Origin of the sequence: Achromobacter marplatensis (assembly GCF_049060505.1) — a bacterium.
Lineage (GTDB): Bacteria > Pseudomonadota > Gammaproteobacteria > Burkholderiales > Burkholderiaceae_B > Achromobacter > Achromobacter marplatensis_A.
Genome location: NZ_JBMGRB010000002.1, coordinates 665,100 through 690,102, shown reverse-complemented (window position 1 = coordinate 690,102; position 25,003 = coordinate 665,100). Strand labels below are relative to the sequence as shown.

The following is a 25,003-nucleotide window of genomic DNA, read 5'->3' as shown; positions in this document are numbered from 1 at the left end:
GCCGGGGCCGCGAGAACGTGTGATCAAAAACGTGTGGTCAAAAAACAATTCTGGGGAAAACAGATGCAAGCATTACTCGCCTTATCGCGCGGCATAGACGCGATCAACCTGCGGATGGGCCGGGTGGTGTCCTGGGTGACGCTGCTGGTCGTCCTGGTCAGCGCCGGCAACGCCATCGTGCGCAAGGTCTTCCACTACAGCTCCAACGCCTGGCTGGAATTGCAGTGGTACATGTTCGGCGCCATGTTCCTGCTGACGGCGGGCTACACGCTGCTGAAGAACGACCATGTGCGCGTGGACATCATCGCCTCGCGCCTGTCGCGGCGCGCCCAGGTCTGGATCGAGATCTTCGGCGTGCTGTGCTTCCTGCTGCCGGCGTGCGTGCTGATCATGACCCTGTCCTGGCCGGTGTTCATGGATTCCTACCTGAGCAACGAGCAGTCCTCCAACTCGGGCGGCCTTATCCGCTGGCCCGTCAAACTGCTGATACCCGTGGGGTTCGCGTTGTTGGTGCTGGCCGGCCTGTCGCACTTGATCAAATGCATCGGCTTTCTGATGGGGCGTTGCCGCGACCCGCGCGAACGCGAGGGCGCCAAGAGCGCGGAAGAGGAATTGGCCGAAGAAATCGCCCGTGAAGCGCAAGCGCGCGAAGCGGCCGCACTGCGTGAACTGAACAACAAGGGCGGCTGATCATGGAGTTCTTCATTGCCAATCTGGCGCCGATCATGTTCGCCACGCTGATCGTCTTCCTGCTGATGGGCTTTCCCGTCGCGTTCGCGCTGGCGGCCAACGGCATCCTGTTCGGGCTGGTCGGGATGGAATTGGGGCTGCTCAATTCCTCGTTGTTCCAGGCGTTGCCGCAACGGGTGTTCGGCATCATTTCCAACGACACGCTGCTGGCGGTGCCGTTCTTCACGCTGATGGGCCTGGTGCTAGAGCGGTCGGGCATGGCGGAAGACCTGCTTGAGACGATCGGCCAGCTGTTCGGCTCGGTCCGGGGCGGGCTGGCCATCGCGGTGGTGTTCGTGGGCGCGATGCTGGCCGCGACCACGGGCGTGGTGTCGGCCTCGGTCATTTCGATGGGGCTGATCTCGCTGCCGATCATGTTGCGCAACGGCTATGACCGGAAACTGGCCAGCGGCGTCATCGCCGCGTCGGGCACGCTGTCGCAGATCATCCCGCCGTCGCTGGTGCTGATCATCCTGGCCGACCAGCTGGGCCGTTCGATCGGCGACATGTACCGGGCGGCGATGGTGCCGGGCTTCGTGCTGGCCGGCGTGTACATCGTCTATGTGGTCGTCATGAGCCTGCTGAAACCGGCTTCGGCGCCCGCGCTACCCGAAGAGGCGCGCCGCTTCCAGGAACCGAACGGCACGCGCGGCGGCCGTTCGTTGCTGGTGCTGATGGTTATTTCCGCGGTGTCGGCGTACTTCCTGGGGCGCTGGGTCGAAAACAACACCGCGCCGGTCGACGAGCGCATCGTGGTGGCGCTGCTGTTCTGGGGCGCCACGGCGTTCGTCATCGCGCTGATCAACAAGGCATTGCGGCTGGGCCTGCTATCGGCGCTGGCCGAGCGGGTGACGTTCGTGATGATTCCGCCGCTGGCGCTGATCTTCCTGGTGCTGGGCACGATCTTCATTGGCGTGGCGACGCCGACCGAAGGCGGGGCCATGGGGGCGGTGGGCGCCATCCTGATGGCCTTGATCCGCCGCCGTCTGACGCTGGACCTGATGAAGCAGGCAATGGACACGACGACCAAGCTGTCCTGCTTCGTGGTGTTCATTCTGGTGGGGTCGACCGTGTTCGGCCTGACGTTCCGCGCCGTCAACGGCGACCTCTGGGTCGAACACCTGCTGACCGGGCTGCCCGGCGGACAGTGGGGCTTCCTGATCGTCGTCAGCGTCCTGACCTTCGTGTTGGCCTTCTTCCTGGACTTCTTCGAACTGGCCTTCATCATCGTGCCGTTGCTGGGGCCGGTGGCCGATAAGCTGGGCATCGACCTGATCTGGTTTGGCGTGATCCTGGCCGTCAATATGCAGACGTCGTTCATGCACCCGCCATTCGGCTTCGCGCTGTTCTACCTGCGGTCCGTGGCGCCGCGGGACCGCTACAAGGACCGGGTCACCGGGAAGATGATCGAGCCGGTCACCACCGGGCAGATTTACTGGGGCTCGGTGCCGTTCATCGTGATCCAGCTGCTGATGGTGGCTGCGGTGATGGCCTTTCCGGGCATGGTGATGCACTACAAGAGCGACGCGTCGGTGGTCGATCCCGGCTCGGTGTCGCTGGAAGTGGGCGGGGCGTATGGCGGCGGCAGCTACGGCGCCGACTCGAATCCGTTCAAGTAGGCGGGGCGGCGCGGGCGGTAGCGCGGGCTAGCGCCCCGGCCGCGCCAGCTCGGAAGCCAGGTAGGCATCGCGCGAGGGCAGCAGGTGGTCGCGGCACACCGTCATCAACCCGGCCCGGTCGCCGTCGCGCAGCGCCTGGATCATCGCCCAGTGCTCCTGGCGGGCGCGTTCGCGGTAACCGGCGGCCACCAGCGTCCCGAAGCGAATGGGGTGGGTGCGCCGGGCGTATTCCTCGATGGCCTGGCCCAGCACGGCGTTGTCGAGCAGCCCGAAGAATTCGCGGTGGAAATGCTGGTTGCTGCGGAACACGCGCCGCGCGTCGCCATCGGCGACGGCCGCGTCGTGCTCCCGTTGCACCGCCACGAGCGCCGCCAGCCGTGCTTCGGGCACGGGCAGCGGCATCTGGCTGGCCGCATGCACTTCCAGGACTTCGCGCAGCGCATACAGCTCCATCACTTCACGGGTGGAAAACGCCCGCACCACGGCGCCGATGTTGCGCTTTTTTTCCACGACTCCCAATAGCTCAAGCTCGGCCAGCACTTGCCGCACGGCGTGGCGCTTCATGGAGAAGCGCGCCATCAGCTCGTCTTCGGTCAGGCGTTCGCGCGGGTGCAGCCGGCCGAAGACGATGTCTTCTTCCAGGGCGGCCACCGCGCGCTGCGTGGCGTCGGGGGCCTCTGCTTGCAGGGCGTCGGGCGTGATGGCGTTCATGGCAGGGGCTTACTTCTTCGGCACGGTGTCGTGGGTGACGCCGGCGCGCAGGAAATCGAAATCGACGCCCTGGTCGGCCTGCGTCACGGTTTGCAGGAACAGCTTGCGGTAGCCGCGGTCGGCGGTGGGCCGGGTGATGGGCTGCGCCGCGGCGCGGCGCGCCAGCTCGGCATCGTCCACCAGCAACGCGATTTCACGCTGCGCCACCGACAAGCGGATGCGGTCGCCATTCTGCACGTATGCCAGCGGTCCGCCAATGGCGGCCTCGGGCGTGACGTGCAGCACGATGGTGCCCGCCGCCGTGCCGCTCATGCGGCCGTCCGAAATGCGGACCATGTCTTTGACGCCCGCACGCGCCAGCTTTTTCGGGATGGGCATGTAGCCGGCTTCCGGCATGCCGGGCGCGCCCGTCGGGCCGATGCGCTTGAGCACCAGGATGTCGTCGGCCGTCACGTCCAGCGCGTCGTCGTCGATGCGGCGCGCCATGTCTTCGGCGTCTTCGAATACCACCGCCCGGCCTTCGTGCTCCATCAGCTTGGGGTTGGCGGCCGACTGCTTGATGATGGCGCCGCCGGGGGCCAGGTTGCCGCGCAGCACGGCCAGGCCGCCTACCGGATAGATGGGAGCAGCCGCGGTGCGGATCACGTCCTGCGCGAAGGCGGCGGGCGCGTCATCCAGTTCCTGGCCCAGGGTGCGGCCCGACACGGTCATTACGTCCAGGTGCAGGTAGGGCCGCAGTTCGCGCAGCAGCGCCAGCATGCCGCCGGCGTCGTGGAAGTCTTCCATATAGTGCTGGCCGGACGGTTTCAGGTCGACCAGCACGGGGGTTTCGCGGCTGATGCGGTCCAGGCCCGCCAGGTCGATGTCGATGCCCAGGCGGCCCGCGATGGCGGTCAGGTGGACGATGCCGTTGGTGGACCCGCCGATGGACAGCAGCACCCGCAAGGCGTTTTCGATGGACTTGCCGTTGATGATCTGGTCGGGCGTCAGCCGGGATGCGGCCATGGCCACGGCAGTGGCGCCGGTCCGTTCGGCCACGCGCACGCGGTCGGCGGTGACGGCCGGGGCGGATGCGCCGCCCGCCACCATCATGCCCAGGGCTTCAGTGATGCAGGCCATGGTGCTGGCGGTGCCCATGACGGAACAGGTGCCCACGCTGGCGACCAGTTGATTGTTGACGTCGGCGATTTCCGGCGCGTCGATCTCGTCGGCGCGATAGCGGCCCCAGTAGCGGCGGCAGTCAGTGCAAGCGCCCACGCGTTCACCGCGGTGCGAACCGGTCAGCATCGAGCCGGTGACCAGCTGGATGGCCGGCACGCCGGCCGAGGCCGCGCCCATCAACTGAGCCGGCACTGTCTTGTCGCAGCCGCCGATCAGCACGACGGCGTCCATGGGCTGCGCGCGGATCATCTCCTCGGTGTCCATGGACATGAGGTTGCGCAGGTACATGCTGGTCGGCTGCGAGAAGCTTTCGTGTACCGAGATGGTCGGGAAGTCCATCGGCAGGCCGCCCGCCAGCATCACGCCGCGCTTGACGGCTTCGATCAGTTGGGGCGCGTTGCCGTGGCAGGGGTTGTAGCTGCTGCCGGTGTTGACGATGCCGATGATCGGACGTGCCAGCGCATCGTCGGAGAGACCGGCGCCCTTGATGAACGCCTTGCGCAGGAACAGCGAGAACCCCTTGTCGCCATAGTTGGTCAGCCCCCGCGCCACGCCCTGGGCGGCGGCGCTGTCGCTGTCGAAAGGCCCTGCTGCGGGCTTGCCGCCTTTGGTCTCGTCCGTCATGTTCAGTCCCGATAATATTATTGATAATCCAGGGGCAAGATCATATCCAGCCTTTGTAGCCGCCGGCAAGCGCTTTGTTTACGCCGATATATTGATCTGTTTATTAGATCAGTCGATAGAAAAATTCTGATTCTTCAATCAAGTTTGGACTCCTACACTTGCGCCGTTGACGAGCCGGGCGTCCGTCCATTCCTATACTCATCCCGGCTGGAGAGACCCCATGTCAGACCTGCGTCTGCGGCCGCGCCGTGCCGTCCTGCTTTCCCTTTTGGCCCTCTGTGCCGGTGTTTCCGCCCCGGCGCTGTCGGCCGATGCCTATCCCGACAAACCCATCCGCATGATCGTGCCGTATCCGCCCGGAGGCGCGACCGACGTGATCGGCCGTGTGCTGGCGCAGGAGCTGACGAGCGCGCTGGGCCAGTCGGTGATCGTGGAAAACCGCGCGGGCGCCGCCGGCAACATTGGCGCGGACCAGGTCGCCAAGGCGCAGCCCGACGGCTACACCTTGCTGATGGGCGCGCTGACCAGCCATTCCATCAATGCCGCCCTGTACCGCGGCCGCGTTACGTATGACGTGGAAAAGAGCTTCGCCCCGGTGTCCATCGTGGGCACGGTGCCGCTGGTATTCGTGGTGAACCCGTCGGTGCAGGCCAAGACGCTGCCCGAATTCATCGCGCTGGCCAAATCCAAGCCCGGCTACATCACCATGGCGTCGGCCGGCAACGGATCGCCCCAGCATCTGGCCGGTGAAATGTTCAAGCGTTCGGCCGGCGTCGATATCCTGCACGTGCCCTACAAGGGCAGCGGCCCCGCCATGACCGACCTGATGGGCGGCCAGGTACTGAGCATGATTGAAACCGTGCCCGCGGCGCAGGGCAATATCAAGGCGGGCAAGCTGCGCGCGTTGGCGGTGACGTCTCCCGCTCGCGTGGAGACGCTGCCGGATGTGCCGACCGCCGCCGAAGCGGGCCTGAAGGACTTTGAAGTCAGTTCCATGTTCGGCATCGTCGCGCCCGCCAACACGCCGGCGCCGGTGATTGACCGCCTGAACGGTGAACTGAAGAAGATCCTGGCCAAGCCGGAAGTCAAGGCGTCGCTGCTGAACCAAGGCGCCATCGCCACGTGGACGACGCCGGCCGATGCCCGCGCCCGCGTGTCGGCGGAAGTGGCGCGTTGGACCAAAGTGATCGACGAAGCTGGGGTGAAAGGAGACTGACCGGCCGGTTTGATCCGCTGGTTTGAGCCTCCGGTTGCGCGGCTGACGCGACACGCCGAAGATTTCTTCAGGAAATCTTCGGCGATTTTGTTTGTGCATTGCAATGCGGCGCAGGCGCAACAAGGCTATCGCGCGGGGGCGTGGCGGCGCATCAAAGCGCCCAGGAACGCGCAGGCAGCCTGTTCGCCGCTGATAGGCGTTGCAATAATCCGCAATACTGGGAATATCGCGCCGCAACGGGGTATTGACCCCGTCCAGGCTAGGCCGTAATGTACTTTTCGGTCCGACTAGGGCTGTTCATCCTAAAGGACGCCTTGTTAGCGTGAACCAGCCGTAGGACAGTGGGGGGATACCACGATGACAGAGAATCAGGACGAAAGGTCGATCCTGTATACGCATTTCGGTACGCACAGCCCGTATTGGCGTTTGTCGGCCGATAGCGACGCCTTCCAGCTCGCCGCGGTCAAGGGCGCGACCAATATCGCGATGGCGCTACGCCCGGATCAGGCCGACGCCATCCGTTCCCTGACGGGCATCACCTCAAGCCTGCGTATCGATATCTCGCTTTACGGGGATGCGTTGCGGCTGCATCTGGTGGGCCGCAAGATCAACCCCAATGAATGGGCCGGCACCGCATCGGCGCATTCCGACACCGAGTCCGTTGCGAAGGACCTGGTCGAAGGGCTGTCCTTCGCCGAGACCGTGGTGTCCGAAGCCAACTCCGTGATCGTCATCGTCGACCAGAACGGCCGGGTGCAGCGCTTCAACAAGCTCAGCGAGGAATACACGGGCAAGCGCGAACAAGACATCGTCGGGCGCAGCGTGTTCGAGATGTTCATGACGCGCGAAGAGGCCATGGCCTCGCGCCGCAATATCGCCGAGTTCTACAAGCGCGGGCAATCCTACGAGGCCGAGCGGCTGATCAACACGGTCAAGGGCCCCCGGCTGTTCCTGTTCCGGAACAAGTTCGTCACCAGCGGCAGCGGCGAAAAACGCGTGTACCTGATCTGCTCGGGCACCGACATCACCGAAGAGCGCCAGGCGCAAGAACGCCTGCGCGTGCTGGCCAATACCGACACCCTGACCAATCTGCCCAACCGCCATGCGATCACCTCGCGGCTCAAGGCAGCGCTTTCGGCCGGCAAGGAAGGACGGGGCGGCGTGCTGTTCCTGGACCTGGACAACTTCAAGCGCATCAACGACCACTACGGACACGGCTTCGGCGACCGTTTGCTCAAGGCGGTGTCGGTGGCGATTTCCACTTGCCTGTCCGAAGGGCAAACGCTGGCGCGGCTGGGCGGCGACGAGTTCATCGTGCTGCAGGAAGAGGCGCAGGCGTGGCAGCTTGAAGCCACCGCGGAACGCATCATCGAGCGCCTGCGCGAACCCTTCCGCCAAGGGCTGATCGAGGTCTACACCAGTTGCTCGATCGGCATCGCGATGTACCCCGATCACGGCGCCGACCTGGACAGCGTCGTGCGCAGCGCCGACATCGCCATGTACGTGGCCAAGGAAGCGGGGCGCCATACCTACCGCGTGTTCCAGCCCGATATGGACCGCCGCAACGCGGACTATGTCTGGCTGGACACGAACCTGCGCAAGGCGCTGGCCGAAAACCACCTGATGCTCTATTACCAGCCCAAGCTTGTCGGGCGCACCGGCGACGTCGACGGCGTGGAAGCCCTGCTGCGTTGGCGTTCGCCCGAGCGCGGCATGGTCTGCCCCAGCGTCTTCATTCCATACGCCGAGGAATCCGGCCTGATTTCGCCGCTGGGCGTCTGGGTCATGCGCGAGGCCGCCCGCCAGGCGGCCGCCTGGAAGCGCGAAGGCCTGAACATCCGCATCGCGATCAACATGTCGGCGCGCCAACTGGACGACAAGGGCGTGGTCAGCGACTTCATGAGCGCCCTGGGCGACGCCGAGCTGGATCCCTGCCTGCTGGACATCGAGCTGACGGAAAGCTGCCTGATCGAAGACGAGGTCGCGGCGATTGACCTGATCAAGCAGTTCCGCCAATTAGGGGCGCGGGTCCATCTGGACGACTTTGGCACCGGCTATTCGTCGTTGTCGCAACTGGCGCGCATTCCGCTGGACGCGATCAAGCTGGACGCCAGCTTCGTGCGCGGCGTGAACGAGAATCCGGTGTCGCAGGCGCTGGCGCGAGCCATCGTGGCCGTGGCGCGCACGCTGGAACTGAAGGTGATCGCGGAAGGGGTCGAGACGTTGGAAGAAACCGCGTTCCTGGACACGCTGGGCGTGGATGCCAAACAAGGCTATCTGTACGCCAAGCCCATGCCCGCAACCGAATTCGTCGCGTGGCTGGCTCAACGCCGCCGGCTGCATCTGATCGCCTGATACAGCTGGCGGCATCGCGCGGCACGTTAGTGCACCGTGGCTTCCTGCGCCGCGTCGGGGCTGGCGGCGGTGCGGCGGTTCTGCGCCATCACCAGGCGCTCCATGTAGGCGCGGTCCTTGGGATCGATGGAAAACGCGGCTTCCACCCAGTCCTCGGTGATGTCCATCAATTCAGAGCGCGACAGGTTCAGCACGCGCTGGCGCGCGCGCAGCATGGCGCGCATGCCGTTGAGCTTGGGGCGCATCACGTCGATGAAGGTGCGCGTGGCGCGGTACGCGTCGCCCGGCTCGAACAGCGTGTCCACCAGCCCTTTGCCGTGGAACCATTCAGCCGTATGCGATTCGCCCGTGCTGATCAGCTCTTCGGCCAGCTTCATGCCCGACCGGCGCGCCACAAGCGAGTAGCCGCCCATACCGGGAAACAGGTTGAACGCCATTTCCGGGAAGCCCATGCGGGCATTGTTCTGCGCCAGCACGAAGTGATGGGCCAGGGCGGCCTCGAAGCCGCCGCCCAGCGCCGTGCCCTCGATCATGGCCAGCGAGATCGCGCCGGTGTCGAACCCGCGCGAGGCGGCGTGCACGCAGTCCACGCACGCCCGCGCATAGGCGCGCAGGGCCTCGCGCTTGCCGGTCCGAATCGCCTCGGCGAAGAAGTTCAGGTCGCCGCCCACGTTATAGATCTGCGGCACCAGCGAGCCCGTGACCCAGAAGTCGATGGGCAGGCCCGAGTCCTTGGCGGCGCGCGCCAGCGTCATGATTTCATCGATGAGTTCGTGATTAAAGCAAGGCCGCGGCTGCGCGCGGAGCATCATCCACATGACACGGCGTCCCTCCTCGTAAAACGCTGAAATCTGCTTCATGTTGCCCGCTGCGGTAAAGGGGTGGCAGTCTGGATGAATGAGTTGATTCATTTGCTTTCGTCCAATCGGTCAAGGTGAGTCGGTGTACTGCCGGGTCAGCCTAATACAGACCTTCCGGCTACCGTCTCATGCAAACCTCGTCCGCTTGGCCAGACTTGTCCGTAAGTCGAAAGCGCGAGTGAACAATGCAGGGTTGTTGCGAATTGAGGCGCTGGGTCGGCCGCTCGGCCGAGGCGCGCATCGGTGCAACGGATGAGGACCCTCGCAAATTCGCGCGGATCCGGGCGGTGCGCAAAACGCCGTTGGGACGGCGGAACTCATGCGTTCGGATGACGGGAGCGCGCCTGGCAAGGCCGGCGCGCGCCGCCGCTTCACACCGATTTCAGGCGACCCCGCCGTTGGCGCGCAGGATCTGGCCGTTGATCCAGCCGCTGTCCGGCCCCGTCAAAAACGACACCACGCCCGCGATGTCGTCGGGCTGGCCCAGGCGTTCCAAAGGCGGCATCTTGGCAAAGTGCTCGATCAGTTCGGGGCTTTTTCCTTTCAGGAACAGCTCGGTGGCGACCGGGCCAGGGGCCACGGCGTTCACGGTGATCCGGCGGCCGCGCAGTTCCTTGGAAAACACATGCGTGAAGCTTTCGACCGCGGCCTTGCTGGCGATGTAGATCGCATAGCCCGGCAAGTTCAGCGCGATGGTGGTGCTGGACACGTTGACGATGCTGCCGCCATCGGCCAGCCGCGTGGCCGCTTCGCGCAGCGTGTTGAAGGTGCCGCGCGTATTGATGTCGAAGGCCTGGGCATAGTCCTCGTCGGAGGTGTCGGCCAGCGGCTGCACTTTCAAGATGCCCGCGCTGTTGATCAGTGCGCTGATCCGGCCCAGCTCGGATTCCACCTTGTCGAACAGGGCGCGCACGTCGGCGGCTTTGGACACGTCGGCTTGCACGGCCACGGCGCGGCCGCCGGCCTGGCGGATCTCGTTGGCCAACGCATCGGCCTCGTCCGCGCGGGAAGCGTAGTTGATGCCGACCGCGTAGCCGTCGCGGGCCAGGCGGCGCACGATGGCGGCGCCGATGCCGCGCGATCCGCCGGTAACCAGGGCGACGCGTTGCGGGGTCGATTGAGAGGCTTGGGATGTCATGTTGGATCTCCGTGAAAGGAAGGGGTGAGACGCATCATGAACTATTCCAAACTGAAGATAATTACCCTATATTCGCTAACATAATTCCAATTGCATTAATAATTGGCGGGTCGGCATGGATCGTTTCCAAGAAATGCAGGTGTTTGTGCGCATTGCCGAACGGCGCAGCTTTTCCCTGGCGGCGGAAGACCTGCAGATTCCCCGCGCCACGGTCACCAACCTGATCAAGCGCATGGAAAAGCGCCTGGGCGCGCGGCTGTTGGAGCGCACCACGCGCCAGGTGCGCCTGACCCACGACGGCGAGGCCTATTACCAGCGCTGCGTGCGGCTGCTGGCCGATCTGGAAGAGGCCGACGGCGCGTTCCTGAACACGGCGCCCAAGGGGCTGCTGCGGGTCAACGCCCAGGGCACGCTGGCCAAGTACTTCGTGATGCCAGGGCTGCCGGGCTTTCTGGAGCGCTATCCCGACATCGTGCTGCATCTGGGCGAAGACGACCGCCTGGTCGATATGGTGCGCGAGGGGGTCGATTGCGTGTTGCGCGCGGGCGCCTTGCAGGATTCGTCGCTGGTGGGACGGCAGATCGCGCTGATGCCGCAGGTGACGGTGGCCAGCCCCGCCTACCTGGCGCGATTCGGCATACCCGATAGCGTGGAAGCGCTGCAGGGCCACCGCGCGGTGGATTACCTGTCCAGCGCGACGGGGCGCAGCATGCCGTTGGATTTCATGGTGGACGGACGCCGCGTGCTGGCGCGTCCCGCGTCGGTGGTCAGCGTGACGGGCGCCGAGCTCTACACCGGCGCCGCGCTGGCCGGCCTGGGGTTGGCGCAGGTGCCGCGCTATCGGGTCGAGCGCGAGCTGGCGGCGGGGCATCTGCGGATCGTGCTGCCCAAGACCCCGCCCGCGCCCATGCCGGTGTCGGTGCTGTATCCGCAGAACCGGCAGGTGTCGGCCCGGGTGCGCGTGTTCACGCAATGGCTGGCCGACGTGTTCGCCACCGCTTTCGATCAGACGATGCCGGTCAGGTAGTAAACGGCGATCACCACGAATACCGACATCGTGGATATCAGCGTGATGGCGAAGATGTCGCCATACGACTGCCGGTGGGTCAGGCCGGTGACCGCCAGCAGCGTGATCACCGCGCCGTTGTGCGGCAGCGTGTCCATGCCGCCGCTGGCCATGGCGGCGATGCGATGCAGCACGTCCATGGGGATGCCCGCCGCGACCGCGCCGTCGATAAAGGTTTGCGCCATCGCGGCCAGCGCGATGCTCATGCCGCCGGAGGCCGATCCGGTGATGCCCGCCAGCGAGGTCACGGCGATGGCTTCGCCCACCAGCGGGTCAGGAATCGTTTTCAGCGCCTCGGCCACCAGCAAGAAGCCCGGCAACGCGGCGATGACGCCGCCAAAGCCGTATTCGGCCGCCGTGTTCATGGACGCCAGCAGCGCGCCCGACACGGCGCTTTTGCTGCCTTCGGCAAAGTGTGCCTTGATGCCGCGGAACGAGAACAGCAGGATGGTGAAGATGCCGGCGATCAGCGCGCCCATCACTGCCCACAGCGCGACCTGGTCGGCGGCGTTGACGGGCATGGGCTTGGGCAGGCCGGGCAGGGTGACTTCGGCGCCGGCCGGATACCAGCCGGGAATCCAGCGCGTCAGCAGGAAGTTGACCACGCCCACGACCACCAGCGGCAGCAGCGCGATCAGTGGATGGTGATCGCGTTCGGTGGGCGGCGTGGTGGGTTCGTTGCGCAGGTCGGTGCCATAGGTCTCGCCTGCGGCGGCCGCGCGCTTGCGCCGCCATTCCAGGTAGGCAACGCCCGTCGTCAGCGTGAACGCCGCGCCGATCAGGCCCAGCCAGGGCGCGGCCCAGGTCGTGGTTTCGAAGAAGGTGGTGGGGATGATGTTCTGGATCTGCGGCGTGCCGGGCAGCGCCGTCATCGTGAACGTGAATGCGCCCAGCGCGATGGCCCCCGGCATCAGCCGTTTCGGGATGCCGCCCTGGCGGAACATCTCGGCGGCGAACGGATACACCGCGAACACCACCACGAAGAGCGACACGCCGCCGTAGGTCAGCACCGCGCACACCAGCACGATGGCGACGATGGCGCGTTCGGCGCCGATCATGCGCAGCACCGCTTGCACGATCGCGCGGGAAAATCCCGATAGTTCAATCAGCTTGCCGAATACGGCGCCCAGCAGGAACACGGGAAAGTAGAGCTTGGCGAAACCTGCCATGCGCTCCATGAAGATGCCTGAAAACACGGGGGCCAGCGCGGAGGGATCCGTCAGCAGCACCGCGCCCATGGCCGCGATGGGCGCGCACAGGATCACGCTGTAGCCCCGATACGCCGCCAGCATCAGAAACGCCAGCGCCGCCACCACGATGAACAATCCGGTCATTCGATACTCCAGGAATGAAGAGATAAGGGGTGAAGGGGCTACACCTTACCTCATCGACCCGGCGCCTTCGTGACGCGTGGCGGCTCAGGCGTCCAGTAGCCCCTGCGCCTGGCGGGCGATGTTCAGGTCGATGGCGGCGTCGTCGCCGTCGCCCATGAACCAGGCGGCGGACAGCCCGCACCAAGCCACGATCCATCGCAGCAGGCGGCGGCGGTCCAGGCCCGATTCGGCCACGATCAGGTCCAGCCGGCGCTCGAAGCAGCCGGGCACGATGGCCACGGGCGGCACGGGGTCGGCAAGGTCGGGGTTGCAGAAGATGTTGGCGTAGTCGAACGCGCGTTCGCCGTAAAGGCGCTTGGGGTCGATGACCAGCCAGCCGCGTTCGCCGAAGTCCAGCACGTTGTCGTGGTGAACATCGCCATGCAGCACGACAAGGTCGCGGGGGTCATCCAGCAGCGCGCGGGCGTGGCGGGCGCTGTGCGCCAGGATGCCGCCGTGCGATTGGGCCATGGGCCACAGTTCCACGAACCAGTCTTCCAGGCCGCGCAGCGGGGGCAGTGGTTTGGCGCGCGGGGCGTGCAGCGCCTTCAGCACGCCGCACAGAATGCGCGTGGCCTCGTCGTCGCGGCCGGTGCGGGCGTAAGCGGCCAGCGAGCGCGTGCCGGTGGCGCGTTCCAACAGGATGGCGTGGTCATCGTGCGCCAGCACGCGCGCCGCGCCCTGACCGTCCCACCACGTCATCAGCACGCCGCCTTGCCGCTCATCTTCTTCGATCGATATCTTCAGCATGGCCGGCGCGCCGTCTTGCGTGACGGGCAACAAACGCGCGGCGGGGGTCACGATGGGCCCGCCGTCGGGCAGGAGGTTCCAACGGGTCAGGTAGGCGTCGAACATGGGCTTGGGGGGAAGGTTGCCGGGCTGTATATAGTAGGGCCTGCCGCCGGGCCATTTGATCGGGCCCGTAGCCCAGGCCGGGCCGGCGGCGACATCAAGGAGAATCAAGAATGACCGAGTCGCAACCGGACCAGGCGCATTGGACCGCCGTGGCCGATCAATGGATCACCTGGGCAGGCACCCCGGGGCATGACGCCTTCTGGGCATACCGCGAGGGCTTTGCGGCCTATCTGGGGGCGGGACAGGGCCGGGCGCTGGAAATCGGCTGCGGCGAAGGCCGCGTCAGCCGCGAGGCCCGGGCGCTGGGCTATCGCGTCACCGCCAGCGATGCGGTGGCCGCGATGGTCGACGCGGCGCGCGCCGCGGATTCCGCCGACCATTACGATGTCGCGCCCGCGCAGTCGCTGCCTTATGCGGACGGCGAATTCGATCTGGTGATCGCCTACAACGTGCTGATGGACGTGGACGACGTGCCGGCTGCATTGCGCGAAGCGCGCCGGGTGCTCAAGCCGGGCGGCACGCTGTTTATCTCCATCGTGCATCCCTTCCGCGACCGTGGCCGCTTTGCCGGGCCGGAAGCCGACGCGCCCTTCGTGGTGGATGGCACGTATTACGGCCGCGAACACTTCGACGGCAAGGAAACGCGCGACGGCCTGAGCATGCATTTCGCGGGCTGGTCGCTGCCGTTGCAGGACTACATGGCGGCGCTGGAAGCGGCGGGGCTGGCGATCGTATCGCTACGCGAACCGCAGCCGGACCAGGCGCCAACGGCGCAGTGGCGGCAATGGACCCGGCTGCCGATGTTCTTGTGGATCAAGGCCAGGCCCCTGCCGGTTGGTGGTTGAGGGTTCACGGGGGCGTGGGCCGCCGCGTCACATCGCGGCCATCAGCGCCGCCGCCTTGCGCGCCAGTCTGGCCACGCCGAAGCTCATGGCCAGCTCATGCCCTTCCAGTTCCGCCAGCGGTACCCAGCGGGCGTCGCGCGCGTCGTCGCCCGCGACCGGTTCGCCGGACTGCCAGCGGCACAGCACCGCGATCAGGATGAAGTGGCGGCGCAAGGCGCCGGTTTCGTCGCGATCGAAGACGTCCACCGCGTCGAACACATGCAGCGGTTCGGCGACTACGCCGGTTTCTTCCAACAGTTCGCGCACGGTCGCCGCGTTGATGGGTTCGCCGGCATCGATCTTGCCGCCGGGAAAAGCCCAGCAGTTCTCGTCGGGCGGGTTGGCGCGGCGCACCAGCAGCACGTGGCCGTCGCGGACGACGGCGGCGATGGTGGCGGGAATGGGGCGGGCGATGGGTGGGGTAATGGGAGCGGGCATGCGGCGTTCCGGCGTGGGGATAGCTTGGAAGGGTACGCTTCCTGTCACTTAGCGCAAATCCCCGTAGTGCCGGGCGGCATCCTTGGGCACACTGTAGCCGCGCTTGACACGAGCGCGTCGGATCAGAATCAAGGGGCAGCGCCATGGATACGCCGGACAGGCAGTTACGTTACTTCGTGCGGATCGCGGAACTGAAATCCCTGTCGCGCGCCGCCGAGGACCTGGACCAGACGCAATCCGGCCTCAGCCGGCAACTGGCTGCGCTGGAAGCGCATGTCGGCAAGCCCCTGTTCACGCGGACGGGCCGCGGCGTGGAGCTCACCGAGGCGGGCAGCCGCCTGCTCGACGGTATCCAGCCCGCCTACCAGAGCATCGACCGGGTCGTCGACACGGTGCGCCAGCGCGAAGGCGTGACCCACGGCACGGTGCGCCTTGCTACCGTGCACACGCTCAGCTACTACTTCATGGCCGAGGTCGTCGCCCGTTTCGTCAGCAGCCATGAACACGTGAACCTGTCCGTGATGGGGCGCAGTTCGCCGGACGTGGTGGCGCTGGTAGAAAGCGGCAAGGCCGATGTGGGCTTCGTCTATGACGCGGCGGTGGCCTCGGATACGGTGACGTCCACGCCGTTGTTCGACGACGAGATGTGCCTGATCGTGCGCCAGGACGTGCCGCTGGCAGACGCGGTGGACCTCGGCGGCATGCCGTTGCGGCTGGTCGGCTTTCCGCCCCATTACGCGCTGCGCAAGATGCTCCACAGCGCGGGTTTGCAGCCGGAATTCATGGCCGAGGCCGAGACCATCGACGCCATGCTCAAGCTGGTGTCCTCGGGCGTGGGCGCCTGTATCCTGCCGTCGCGCATCCCCGATAAGTTGTTGGCCGACTACGGCCTGCGTAAGGTGGGCATCCGCAGCCCGGTGCTGCGCCGGCGGGTGGTGGCGATCACGCCGGGTCAACGCCAGCCGCTCCCGCTGGTAGCCGAGCTGCTGGCCTGCGCGCATCGCATCGCCGCGGCCTAGCGGCCGGCGTCAGCGCAGCTGGCCGAATAGCAGCTATGAGCCTGGCTGCATGGCTATATGGCGCGGTGGTTTCCATACTGTCCTGACCTTGCGCGGCGTCCATCGACGCCGAAAGCAAAGGACATCAAGGGGAACCCATGAATACCGCATTGCGAGAGAAATCGTATTTCGACACCCGTGCCACGCAGGAAATGGCGCGCCATCTGCAGGCCGTGCCCCGCAGCACGCAGGAAACCATGGCCTACGCCTGCCGCATCCTGGCGATGACCGAGCAGGAAGCGGGCCTGGCCGGGCAGATCAGCGTGCGCTCGGCGCGCCCGGGCGCATATTGGACCCTGCGCTTCGGCCTGGGATTCGATGAGGCGACGCCCGCCGACTTCATCGAAGTCGACCGCGACCTGCACACCCTGACCGGCGACGGCATGCCCAACCCGGCCACGCGTTTCCACCTGTGGGTCTACGAAGCGCGGCCCGACGTGCAATCCATCATCCACACGCATTCGCCCTGGGCGTCCGCGCTGGCCGCGGCGCGCCAGCCGCTGGTGATCTCGCAGATGGACATGACGCCGCTGCACGATGATTGCGCGTTCCTGGGCGAATGGCCCGGGGTGCCGATCGCGGATCAGGAAGGGGTGATCATCTCGGAGGCGCTGGGCCGCAAGCGCGCCATCATCCTGGCGCACCACGGCTATCTGACGGCGGGCGGCTCGTGCGAGGAAGCCACGTATCTGTCGGTGTATCTGGAGCGCGCGGCGCGCATGCAGATCCGCGCCCAGGCGTTCGGACCGCTGACGCCGGTGGACGACGCCCTGGCCCGCGAGGCGCACGACTACCTGCTCAAGCCGTCGATCGTGAACGCCACGTTCAACTACTGGGCAAGGCAGACGCACGGCATTGCGCCGCTGCCTCAGCCCCAAGCCTGATTCCGCCGACGATCCGATCACGACTTTTCAAGGGGAGTCACGATGATGACGACCAAGCCTGCGGCTGCGCGCTCGCGCCGCGATTATGTGACGGCTGGCCTTGCCAGCATGATGGGCACCACGATCGAGTGGTATGACTTCTTTCTGTACGGCACGGCTGCCGCATTGATTTTCAACAAGATCTTCTTCCCCGCGTTCGACCCGTTGACGGGCACGCTGGCGGCGTTTGCCACGTATTCGGTTGGGTTCTTCGCGCGGCCGCTGGGCGGCGTGATCTTTGGCCACTACGGCGACAAGATCGGCCGCAAGTCCATGCTGCTGATTACTTTGCTGCTGATGGGCGTGCCCACCATCCTGATCGGGCTGATTCCTTCGTATGAGCAGATCGGCTATTGGGCCGCCGTGCTGCTGGTGCTGATGCGTTTCCTGCAAGGCATCGCGGTGGGCGGCGAATGGGGCGGCGCGGTACTGATGGCGGTGGAGCATGCGCCCGAGGGCAAGAAGGGATTTTTCGGAAGCCTGCCGCAAGCCGGCGTGGCGCCCGGCCTGATTTTGTCGTCGCTGGCGATGGGCGCGGTGGCCGCGCTGCCGGAAGAGGACATGCTGGCCTGGGGGTGGCGCCTGCCGTTCCTGGCCAGTGTGGTGCTGCTGCTGGTGGGATGGTTCATCCGCGTGAAAGTGGCCGAGTCGCCCGATTTCGAGCAGATGCGTGAAAAGGGCGCCAAGGTCGAGGTGCCAGTGGCCGAAGTGCTGAAGCACCACCGCCGCGCGCTGCTGGTGGTGGTGGGCGCGCGGTTGGCCGAGGTCACGTGGTTCTACACGGTCGTGACGTTTTCGCTGGCCTACGCCACCGGTACGCTGGGCATCCCGCGTTCAGTCATGCTGGACGCCACGATCTGGGGGGCGGCGCTTGCGCTGTTCACGATGCCGCTGTTCGGCGTGCTGGGCGACAAGATCGGCCACAAGTGGGTGTTCATGGCGGGCACGGTGGGCATCTTGATCTGCGCGCCGGTGTTTTTCAACTTGCTGGGATCGGGCGACAAGGGCTGGATCATCGTGGCGGTTTGCCTGGCGGTGGGGCTGGTATACGCTTGCCTGTACGGGCCCGAGGGCACGTTGTTTTCCAGCCAGTTTCCAGCGCATGTGCGGTACACCGGCATTTCGCTGGCGGTGCAGGTGTCCGGCGCCATCGGGGGCGGCCTGGCGCCCATCGTGGCGACGTGGCTGCTGGCCAAGGGCGGAGGCGATCCCAAGTACGTGGTCTGGTACTTGAGCGCGTTGGGCGTAGTCGCATTTGTCAGCGCCTGGCGCATGCAGGGCGAGGCCGCGGCGCGTCCGGCGCTGCGGGTACCGTCGGCGGCAAGGACCTGAGCACACCATGAAGACGATCGACTATTACTTCTGGATGAACTCCGACTGGGCCTATCTGGGCGCCGACCGGCTTGAAGCGCTGGCCGCCCGGCAGCAGGCGGTGATCCGACACTTGCCCGTGGATTTGCCTGACGTTTATTCCCGCACGGGCGGCGTGCTGCTGGGGCAGCGCTCGCCGGAACGGCAGGCGTACCGCGTGGCGGAGCTGGCGCGCTGGTGCGCGAAGCTAGGCATCCACGTGAACCCCCGCCCGGCGCACATGTGCCCCGACGCGGGGCTGGCCTCGCGCATCGTCATCGCGGCGGACCTTGCCGGTACGCCGGTGCTGGCGCTGTACAAGGCGATCCTGAAAGCGGAGTGGGTGGACGATCAGGACATCTCCGACCCCGCCGTCTTGCGCGGCGTGCTGGAACGGCTGGGCCTGCCGGCCGACCGCCTGCTGGCGGCGGCAGAGGCCCCCGGCACCCATGCTGCGTATCGCCGCAACACGGACCAGGCGGTCAAGGCCGGCGTCTTCGGGTCGCCGTCCTATGTGTTCCGGGGCGAAGTGTTCTGGGGCCAGGACCGGCTGGACATGCTGGAGGACGCCATCGCGGCGGCCCGGGAGGAAACCTAGCGGGCGGTCGCGGACGGCGGGTTGCGCGCCAGGAAACCCGTGGCGCGGACGATGTCCACGTCGTTGCGGCGGTCTTCATCCATGTAGGGCACCTGCTTGCGGAAATCGCGCCATAGCGTGGCGGTCCCGGCGCCCAGTTTAAGGCCGGGCCGTTGGGCGCGCCGCAGGTCCACGGCCTGCGCGGCATGCATCAGTTCCACCGCCAGCAGCATCGTCAGCCGGTCGACCTGGGCGGCAACCCGGCGGCCGGTGGCGGGCGCATTGGTGCCCACGTCTTCGATGTTGCCGGCCTGCGCCTGCACGTCCGTCACGATGGGCAACGACAATGTCCGCACATCGGTCGCCAGTGACGACACCGTTTTCTGGATCGGGCCATAACCGATCGCGCCGTTGCCGGGGCTCAGGAAGCGGGGCAGCGCGGTGAAAGCGGGATCGGTCAGCCGCAGCGTGCGCTGCGCAGACAACTGCGCCGTTTGGGACAGGGCGACTCCCAGGCTTTGCAGCGGCAGCACCCAGGCGCTGGGATCGAATCCGGCGGAGGGCAGGACGGCGCCCCGCACCGGCCCGTCCGTGACGTAGAACTGGGCCTCGTAGGCCTGGGCGTCGGCCGCAGGCTGGGCATCCAGCGCCACGGTGGGGTTGTCGTCGGAACTGTTGATCTGGATCTGGAGCTGGCGCCTCAGCAGCCCCAACATGTCCCGCGCCGCGCCGTGAGCCTGGCTGACGGTGCGAAAGCTCAAGGGGTCTTGCAGCGCGCGCTTGGGGGCTGGCTGCCACAGGCTGCTTCCGCGCAGCAAGGCCAGCATGTGCGCCGCGGTATGGCGCTGCCCGTCATAGGGCCGTTGCGCTTGGGTCGCGGCCAGCAAGGGCGACAGATTCCCGTCCAGGCCTTCCAGCGACAAGGCGGCCACCGCGTCGGCCTGGTCCAGCAGGCGCGCCGCGTCCAGCGCCGCCAGCGAGGCGACGGCAGCGCCGTAGGCGTTTGCGCTGACGATGGCCAGGGCGTCCTTGCCGAACGGGCGCACGGGTGTCAGGCCGGCCCGTTGCAGCGCCTCCGCGGAAGGCATGCGGCGGCCGCCGTAATAGGATTCCCCTTCACCCATCATCGCCAGCCCGATCTGCGCCAGGATGGTGATGTCGGCCTGCCCGACTGAGCCTTCGCCGAGCATCACGGGCGTAATGCCGCGGTTCAGGAACTCGGCATACTGGCGCAGCACCTCCACTTGCAGACCGGACCCGCCGAACAGCGCCGAATTCAGCCGGATCAGCATGGCCGCCCGGGTCACGTCCTGCGGGGCTTCGGCGCCATAGGCGGCGCTATGCGAACGCAGCAGGGTCCGGTTGAACTGTTCCGACACCTTGCGCACCTCGGGCGAGATGTCGCCGCCTTTGAAGAGCGTCTGGTCCTTGTTCAAGCCGACGCCGCGGTTCAGGCCGTACACGGGGCGGTCCAGTCTGGCGTAGGCAAGCAGCAGTTCGAAGGAACGCTGCGCGCGCGCGGCGGCGTCATCGGCCAGCACCACCTGGCAGCCTTGCCGGGCGACCGCGCCGACCTGTTCCAGGGTTAGCGACCTGCCGTTCAGCGTGACCGGGGTGCAGGCGGCGGATGCGCCCGACGGATGCCATAGCGCCAGCAGCAGGGGGGCCATGATGCCGGTCCGCCGCAGGGCGGGGAGGTGTCCGCGCAGGCGGGCGAGAAGGTGGTTGCGAAGCGGACGGGCAAGCGCGTGCGGCGCATGATGCATGGGCATTGAGGCTCCTGAAGGACGAGGGCGGGAAGGGGAGAGGCGGGCTGGCCGCCTAGCGCGGCACGGGCGCGCCCAGCGGCAGGCGCATCAGGTCCTGGCCCAGCACGACCGGCCCGTTGAACGTCTGGCGCGCGTCGAGCCAGTGTTCGGCAGGCGCGTCGCCGGGCACCAGGTGCGACAGCACCAGGGTCTTCACGCCCGCGCGGGTGGCCACGTCGCCGACCTCGCGCGGCGTGGTGTGCGCCTCCAGCAGTTGCTTGGCCAGCGCCTGCTGCCGCGCGTCCCAAGGCTTGGCGCCGACGATGTGGTCGACCCAGTCCGGGTCGATCGCTTCGTGCACCAGGATGTCCGCGCCGCGCGCCAGCTTGACCAGGTTGTCGCTGGCGGCCGTGTCGCCCGAAAACACGACCGAACCGGCCGCCGTGTCGAAGCGGTAGGCGAAGTTGGGATACACCAGCCCGTGCGGCACGAGGATGGCGCTGACCTTCACGCGCGCGTCCTGCCACACGGTGAACGGCTCCATGGGCGGCGCGGGATCGGTGTTCGGATCCTTGACGACGCCGGCCGGCACCGCGATGTCGTGCGCCTGGAAGAACTGCCGGATGTCCGGCACGCCTTCGCTGCGCACGCGGATGTTCAGGTCCGCCGCCATGCCCGCGACGATCGACGCCACCAGGTCTTGCGTGCCGGGCGACGGGTTCTCGGCGTGGATGACGACATCGTCCTTCATGCCCGGCGCCAGCGGGGGCAGCGCGCCGCGCGGGCCTGGCCCGAAGACTTGCAGGGAGGCCTTGGCGCGGCGCCGGGCGCTGGGGTCGTAGGCCAGCAGGTTGGCCAGGTCGATGATGTGGTCGGTATGCAGGTGCGTGAGGAACACCGCTTGCTCCGCGCCGGGCTTGATGCCCGCGCGGCGCAGCTGGCGGTAGGCGCCGGACCCCACGTCGACGATATACGCCCGCCCGTCGACCACCAGCGCCGACGAAATCCCGTGGGGGGAGTCCTTACCGTACCAGGTGGGGCCGCCCGCCACGCCCAGCAGCACCAGTTCGGCGGCGGGCGGCGGTTCGGCGGCCGCCGCCGCCTGGGGCGCTGCCGGCCCGAACCCCGCCACCGCCAGCGCGATCGCGGCGGCGCCCAGCCGGCCCCGATGCGGCCAAAGCCTCCAGCGGCCGTCCTGTGCCGTGCGGGCCTTATCCATGGCGGCCCTGCGGCAAGACGGTCAAGGCCACCAGCGCAACGACGCACGCGCCCATGACGTACAGCGCCGGGGCGAAGGCCACGCCGGTGGTGTAGGTGATCCAGGTCAGGATGGCGGGCGCGAATCCGCCTAGTATCGTCACTGCCGTGTTGTACGACAGGGACATGCCCGAGGACCGCACCGCCGTGGGGAAAACCTCGGACAGCGCCGCCGGCGCCACGCCCACATACATGGCCACCATCAGGCAGAACAGCGACTGCACCACGATCAGCGTGGTCTGGGTGTGCGACACCTTCAGCCACATCATCAGCGGGTACACGGCGATCAGCAGCAGCAGCGCGGCGGCGCGCAGCACGGTGCGGCGGCCGTAGCGGTCGGACAGCGTGCCCGAGAACACGCAGCCGCCGATCAGGAACAGGTTGCCCACCAAGGCTGCCACGAAAGCCTGCGAGCTGGAAAAACCCAGGGATCTCTGCACGTAGATCGGCATGAAGATGATCAGCGCGTACGGGCCGACCGCCCACAGCACCGACATGCACAGGCCAGTCAGCAATTCCTTCGGGTAGTCACGCACCACGGCAAGCAGCGGCGTCTTCACGCGGTCGTTCTGGCGTGCCTGGCGCGCCTGTTCTTCGCGGAAGTGCGGCGTTTCGTCCAGCGCGCGGCGCATCCACAGCCCCACCGGCGCTATCGCCAGGCCGATGATGAACGGAACACGCCATCCCCATTGCCCGATCTGCTGCTCGGTGAGGAAGGTGGTGACCAGCGTGGCCACCAGCGCGCCCAGCAGGTTGGATATGCCCATGCTGGCCTGCAGCCATGACGCGTACTGGCCGCGCTTGCCCTCCGGCGCGTGTTCGACCAGGAAGGCGGTGGCGCCGCCGACTTCGCCGCCGGCCGAAAAGCCCTGCAGCACGCGGCCGCAGACGATCAAGAGCGGGGCGCCCACGCCGATGGCGGCGTAGGGCGGGGCGGCGGCGATCAGCAGCGTGCCCACGGCCATCAGCATGATCGTCAGCGTCAATGCGGCCTTGCGGCCCGCGCGGTCGCCATAGGATCCCAGCACCAGCGCGCCCAGCGGCCGCACCACGAAGCCCAGCCCGAAGGCCAGGAACGACGCCATCAACTGCACGGTCGGGTCTTCGTTCTGGAAGAAGTTCTGCCCGATGTACACGGCGAAGAGCGCATAGACCGTGAAGTCGTACCACTCCAGCGCGTTGCCTGCCGATGCCGCGATGACGGCTTTGCGGCCGCTGCGCTCTTGCGCGGAGGCCTGGGAAGCGGGGTGGCCCGGCAAGGCCCCCATTCCCGGATTGATGATGACGTCTTTCATTGCATTCCCCATTGAGATCGTTTGCGCTTGGTCCGCGCTATCTATTACCGCTGTCGGACTTTCCATTGGCTGAACCGCTTCGTTCGCGGCGTCATTGACCGTCCGCGCGGCCGGCGGCGGTGTCGATGCGGGCGATGCCCTTTTCCCGCACCTCGTCCAGCGCTTCCTCGTAGCCGGCGTCCGCATAGCGCAGCACGCCGCTGGCGGTGTCGTTGGTCATGGACAGGCGCAGGCGCTGCTCGGCCGCATCGGTGCCGTCCGCCACCACGGTCACGCCCGCGCTGGTCATGTAGCCGCTGTACCCGCCGCCGCCCGAGTGGATCGCGACCAGGTCCGCGCTGGACGAGCAATTGATCATCGCGTTCAGCAGCGGCCAGTCCGCGATAGCGTCCGAGCCGTCGCGCATGTTCTCGGTCATGATGTTCGGATGCGCCATCGCGCCGGCGTCCAGGTGGTCGCGCGTGAAGGCGACCGGCGCGCTGAGGACGCCCGCGCGCACCATGCGGTTGACTTCCAGCGCCAGCTCGGTGCGTTCGCCGTGGCCCAGCCAGGCGATGCGCGCGGGCAGCCCTTCGAACGGCACTTCCTTGCGCGCCAGCCGGATCCAGTTGGACACGATGGCGTTGTCGGCAAAGCGCGCCAGCAGGAAGTCGTCGATCTTGCGGATGTCGTCGGGGTCGTTGGACAGCGCGATCCAGCGGAACGGCCCGATGGCGCGCGCGAACAAGGGCCGCAGGAACGCTTCGGTGAAGACCGGGATCTCGAACGCGCGTTCCACGCCGCCCTGCTTCGCGTGGGTGCGGATCAGGTTGCCGTTGTCGAAGACCACCGCGCCCTGGTCCATGAAACCCAGCATGGCGGTGACGTGGCGCACGATCGACGCGCGGCTGGCGTCCATCAGGCCGGGGATGTCGGTGCGGCGCAGTTGCGCCACCTGTTCAAGCGTATGGCCGGCGGGAATGTAGCCGTAGACCAGATCGTGCGCCGACGTCTGGTCGGTGACGATGTCGGGCACGATGCCGCGCGCCAGGATTTCCGGGTAGATGTCGGCGGCATTGCCCAGCAGGCCCACCGACAGGGGTTCCCGGCGGTCCTGGGCTTGCCGGATCAGGGCCAGGGCTTCGTCCAGCGTCTCGGCGCGGCGTTCCAGGTAGCCGGCCTTGATGCGCTTGTCGATGCGTTCGGGGTTGATTTCAACCGTCAGGATGGCCGCGCCCGCCATGCGGCCGGCCAGCGGCTGCGCGCCGCCCATGCCGCCCATGCCCGCCGTCAGGATGAACCGGCCGCGCAGATCGCGGGCGAAGTGGCGTTCGGCAATGCGCGAAAAAATCTCGTAGGTGCCCTGGATCACGCCCTGTGAACCGATGTACTGCCAGTCGCCCGCCGTCAGCCCGCCCCAGCAGATCAGGTTGTCGCGTTCAAGCTGGTAGAAATTCTCGGCGCGGGCCCACTGGCCGACCATGTTGCAGTTGGCCATGATGACGATGGGCGCCATCGGATGCGTGCGCAGCACGCCGATCGGCTTGCCGGACTGCACGATCAGCGTCTGGTCCTCTTCCAGTTCCATGAGCGCGCGGACGATCGCGTCGTGCGACGGCCAATCGCGCGCGGCGCGGCCCAGCGCCGCGTAGACCACCAGGTTGTCGGGGTCTTCGCCCACGGCCAGCACGTTTTCCAGCAGGCGCAGCAGCGCTTCCTGGCGCCAGCCTTTGCACCGCAGCACGTTGCCGCCGGGGATGTTGAATTCTCGTTTCACGCCCATGTCC

21 protein-coding genes are annotated in these 25,003 nt (G+C 66.9%); 10 read left to right on the top strand and 11 right to left on the bottom strand.

Going from position 1 to position 25,003, the window contains the following annotated elements; translation table 11 throughout:
• Positions 1-63 precede the first annotated feature (63 nt).
• Positions 64-690: a TRAP transporter small permease subunit gene (locus tag ACI0FO_RS07920; RefSeq protein ID WP_416025563.1), complete on the top strand. Its 627-nt coding sequence runs from the start codon at positions 64-66 to the stop codon at positions 688-690.
• Between the two features lie 2 nt (positions 691-692).
• Positions 693-2,348 carry a TRAP transporter large permease gene (locus ACI0FO_RS07915; protein ID WP_416025562.1) on the top strand — a complete coding sequence of 552 codons (1,656 nt, stop codon included), beginning with the start codon at positions 693-695 and terminating at the stop codon, positions 2,346-2,348.
• A gap of 27 nt (positions 2,349-2,375) precedes the next feature.
• Here ACI0FO_RS07915 and ACI0FO_RS07910 read toward each other — a convergent pair whose 3' ends face one another.
• Positions 2,376-3,059: a GntR family transcriptional regulator gene (locus ACI0FO_RS07910; RefSeq protein ID WP_416025560.1), complete on the bottom strand. Its 684-nt coding sequence runs from the start codon at positions 3,057-3,059 to the stop codon at positions 2,376-2,378.
• Positions 3,060-3,068: 9 nt separating this feature from the next.
• Positions 3,069-4,844 carry an IlvD/Edd family dehydratase gene (locus ACI0FO_RS07905; RefSeq protein WP_416025558.1) on the bottom strand — a complete coding sequence of 592 codons (1,776 nt, stop codon included), beginning with the start codon at positions 4,842-4,844 and terminating at the stop codon, positions 3,069-3,071.
• A gap of 220 nt (positions 4,845-5,064) precedes the next feature.
• On the opposite strand from ACI0FO_RS07905, the gene ACI0FO_RS07900 reads away from it, so the two are divergent.
• A complete protein-coding gene (locus ACI0FO_RS07900; protein ID WP_416025557.1) occupies positions 5,065-6,060 on the top strand; it encodes a Bug family tripartite tricarboxylate transporter substrate binding protein in 996 nt (331 codons plus the stop codon).
• Positions 6,061-6,417: 357 nt separating this feature from the next.
• Positions 6,418-8,415 carry a cyclic di-GMP phosphodiesterase gene (gene pdeR / locus ACI0FO_RS07895; RefSeq protein ID WP_416025555.1) on the top strand — a complete coding sequence of 666 codons (1,998 nt, stop codon included), beginning with the start codon at positions 6,418-6,420 and terminating at the stop codon, positions 8,413-8,415.
• A 26-nt stretch (positions 8,416-8,441) separates the two neighbouring features.
• Here the strand turns inward: pdeR and ACI0FO_RS07890 are convergent, their stop codons facing one another.
• Entirely contained in the window at positions 8,442-9,326 is an 885-nt protein-coding gene (locus ACI0FO_RS07890; RefSeq protein ID WP_416025553.1) for a crotonase/enoyl-CoA hydratase family protein, read from the bottom strand.
• A 331-nt stretch (positions 9,327-9,657) separates the two neighbouring features.
• Positions 9,658-10,413: an SDR family oxidoreductase gene (locus ACI0FO_RS07885; protein WP_416025551.1), complete on the bottom strand. Its 756-nt coding sequence runs from the start codon at positions 10,411-10,413 to the stop codon at positions 9,658-9,660.
• Positions 10,414-10,528: 115 nt separating this feature from the next.
• Between ACI0FO_RS07885 and ACI0FO_RS07880 the strand changes: the two genes are divergently transcribed.
• Positions 10,529-11,440 (top strand): LysR family transcriptional regulator, encoded by a 912-nt coding sequence (locus tag ACI0FO_RS07880; protein ID WP_416025550.1) that lies wholly within the window; start codon positions 10,529-10,531, stop codon positions 11,438-11,440.
• On the opposite strand, the gene ACI0FO_RS07875 is transcribed toward ACI0FO_RS07880, so the two are convergent.
• Together ACI0FO_RS07875 and ACI0FO_RS07870 are read right to left on the bottom strand one after the other, a co-directional pair.
• Positions 11,419-12,813 (bottom strand): GntP family permease, encoded by a 1,395-nt coding sequence (locus ACI0FO_RS07875; RefSeq protein WP_416025548.1) that lies wholly within the window; start codon positions 12,811-12,813, stop codon positions 11,419-11,421. The two genes, ACI0FO_RS07880 and ACI0FO_RS07875, sit on opposite strands and share 22 nt — an antisense overlap.
• Before the next feature lie 84 nt (positions 12,814-12,897).
• Complete coding sequence (locus tag ACI0FO_RS07870) at positions 12,898-13,707, bottom strand: aminoglycoside phosphotransferase family protein (protein WP_416025546.1); 810 nt, start codon at positions 13,705-13,707, stop codon at positions 12,898-12,900.
• Positions 13,708-13,817: 110 nt separating this feature from the next.
• On the opposite strand from ACI0FO_RS07870, the gene ACI0FO_RS07865 reads away from it, so the two are divergent.
• On the top strand, positions 13,818-14,552 hold the full coding sequence (locus ACI0FO_RS07865) for a class I SAM-dependent methyltransferase (RefSeq protein WP_416025544.1): 735 nt from the start codon (positions 13,818-13,820) through the stop codon (positions 14,550-14,552).
• Positions 14,553-14,579: 27 nt separating this feature from the next.
• Here the strand turns inward: ACI0FO_RS07865 and ACI0FO_RS07860 are convergent, their stop codons facing one another.
• Entirely contained in the window at positions 14,580-15,029 is a 450-nt protein-coding gene (locus ACI0FO_RS07860) for an NUDIX hydrolase (RefSeq protein WP_416025542.1), read from the bottom strand.
• A 143-nt stretch (positions 15,030-15,172) separates the two neighbouring features.
• On the opposite strand from ACI0FO_RS07860, the gene ACI0FO_RS07855 reads away from it, so the two are divergent.
• From ACI0FO_RS07855 to ACI0FO_RS07840, 4 genes are all read left to right on the top strand, one after another.
• Positions 15,173-16,048: a LysR family transcriptional regulator gene (locus ACI0FO_RS07855; RefSeq protein WP_416025540.1), complete on the top strand. Its 876-nt coding sequence runs from the start codon at positions 15,173-15,175 to the stop codon at positions 16,046-16,048.
• Positions 16,049-16,185: 137 nt separating this feature from the next.
• Positions 16,186-16,971 carry an aldolase gene (locus ACI0FO_RS07850; protein ID WP_416025538.1) on the top strand — a complete coding sequence of 262 codons (786 nt, stop codon included), beginning with the start codon at positions 16,186-16,188 and terminating at the stop codon, positions 16,969-16,971.
• Positions 16,972-17,013: 42 nt separating this feature from the next.
• Positions 17,014-18,342 carry an MFS transporter gene (locus tag ACI0FO_RS07845; RefSeq protein ID WP_416025536.1) on the top strand — a complete coding sequence of 443 codons (1,329 nt, stop codon included), beginning with the start codon at positions 17,014-17,016 and terminating at the stop codon, positions 18,340-18,342.
• A gap of 7 nt (positions 18,343-18,349) precedes the next feature.
• Complete coding sequence (locus ACI0FO_RS07840) at positions 18,350-18,958, top strand: 2-hydroxychromene-2-carboxylate isomerase (RefSeq protein WP_416025535.1); 609 nt, start codon at positions 18,350-18,352, stop codon at positions 18,956-18,958.
• Here ACI0FO_RS07840 and ACI0FO_RS07835 read toward each other — a convergent pair.
• The 4 genes from ACI0FO_RS07835 to ACI0FO_RS07820 all read right to left on the bottom strand — a co-directional run bounded on the left by ACI0FO_RS07835 (position 18,955) and on the right by ACI0FO_RS07820 (position 24,999).
• The gene (locus ACI0FO_RS07835; protein ID WP_416025533.1) at positions 18,955-20,607 is read right to left on the bottom strand and encodes an HAL/PAL/TAL family ammonia-lyase; all 1,653 of its coding nucleotides are present in this window, start codon (positions 20,605-20,607) and stop codon (positions 18,955-18,957) included. The genes ACI0FO_RS07840 and ACI0FO_RS07835 overlap by 4 nt on opposite strands.
• A gap of 151 nt (positions 20,608-20,758) precedes the next feature.
• Positions 20,759-21,904, bottom strand: coding sequence for an MBL fold metallo-hydrolase (locus ACI0FO_RS07830; protein ID WP_416025531.1), 1,146 nt, complete (start codon positions 21,902-21,904; stop codon positions 20,759-20,761).
• A complete protein-coding gene (locus ACI0FO_RS07825; protein ID WP_416025530.1) occupies positions 21,897-23,237 on the bottom strand; it encodes an MFS transporter in 1,341 nt (446 codons plus the stop codon). Before ACI0FO_RS07825 ends, ACI0FO_RS07830 begins: the two co-directional genes overlap by 8 nt.
• A 91-nt stretch (positions 23,238-23,328) precedes the next feature.
• Positions 23,329-24,999, bottom strand: a complete 1,671-nt coding sequence (locus tag ACI0FO_RS07820) for a urocanate hydratase (protein ID WP_416025528.1) — start codon at positions 24,997-24,999, stop codon at positions 23,329-23,331.
• Between the last annotated feature and the right edge of the window lie 4 nt (positions 25,000-25,003).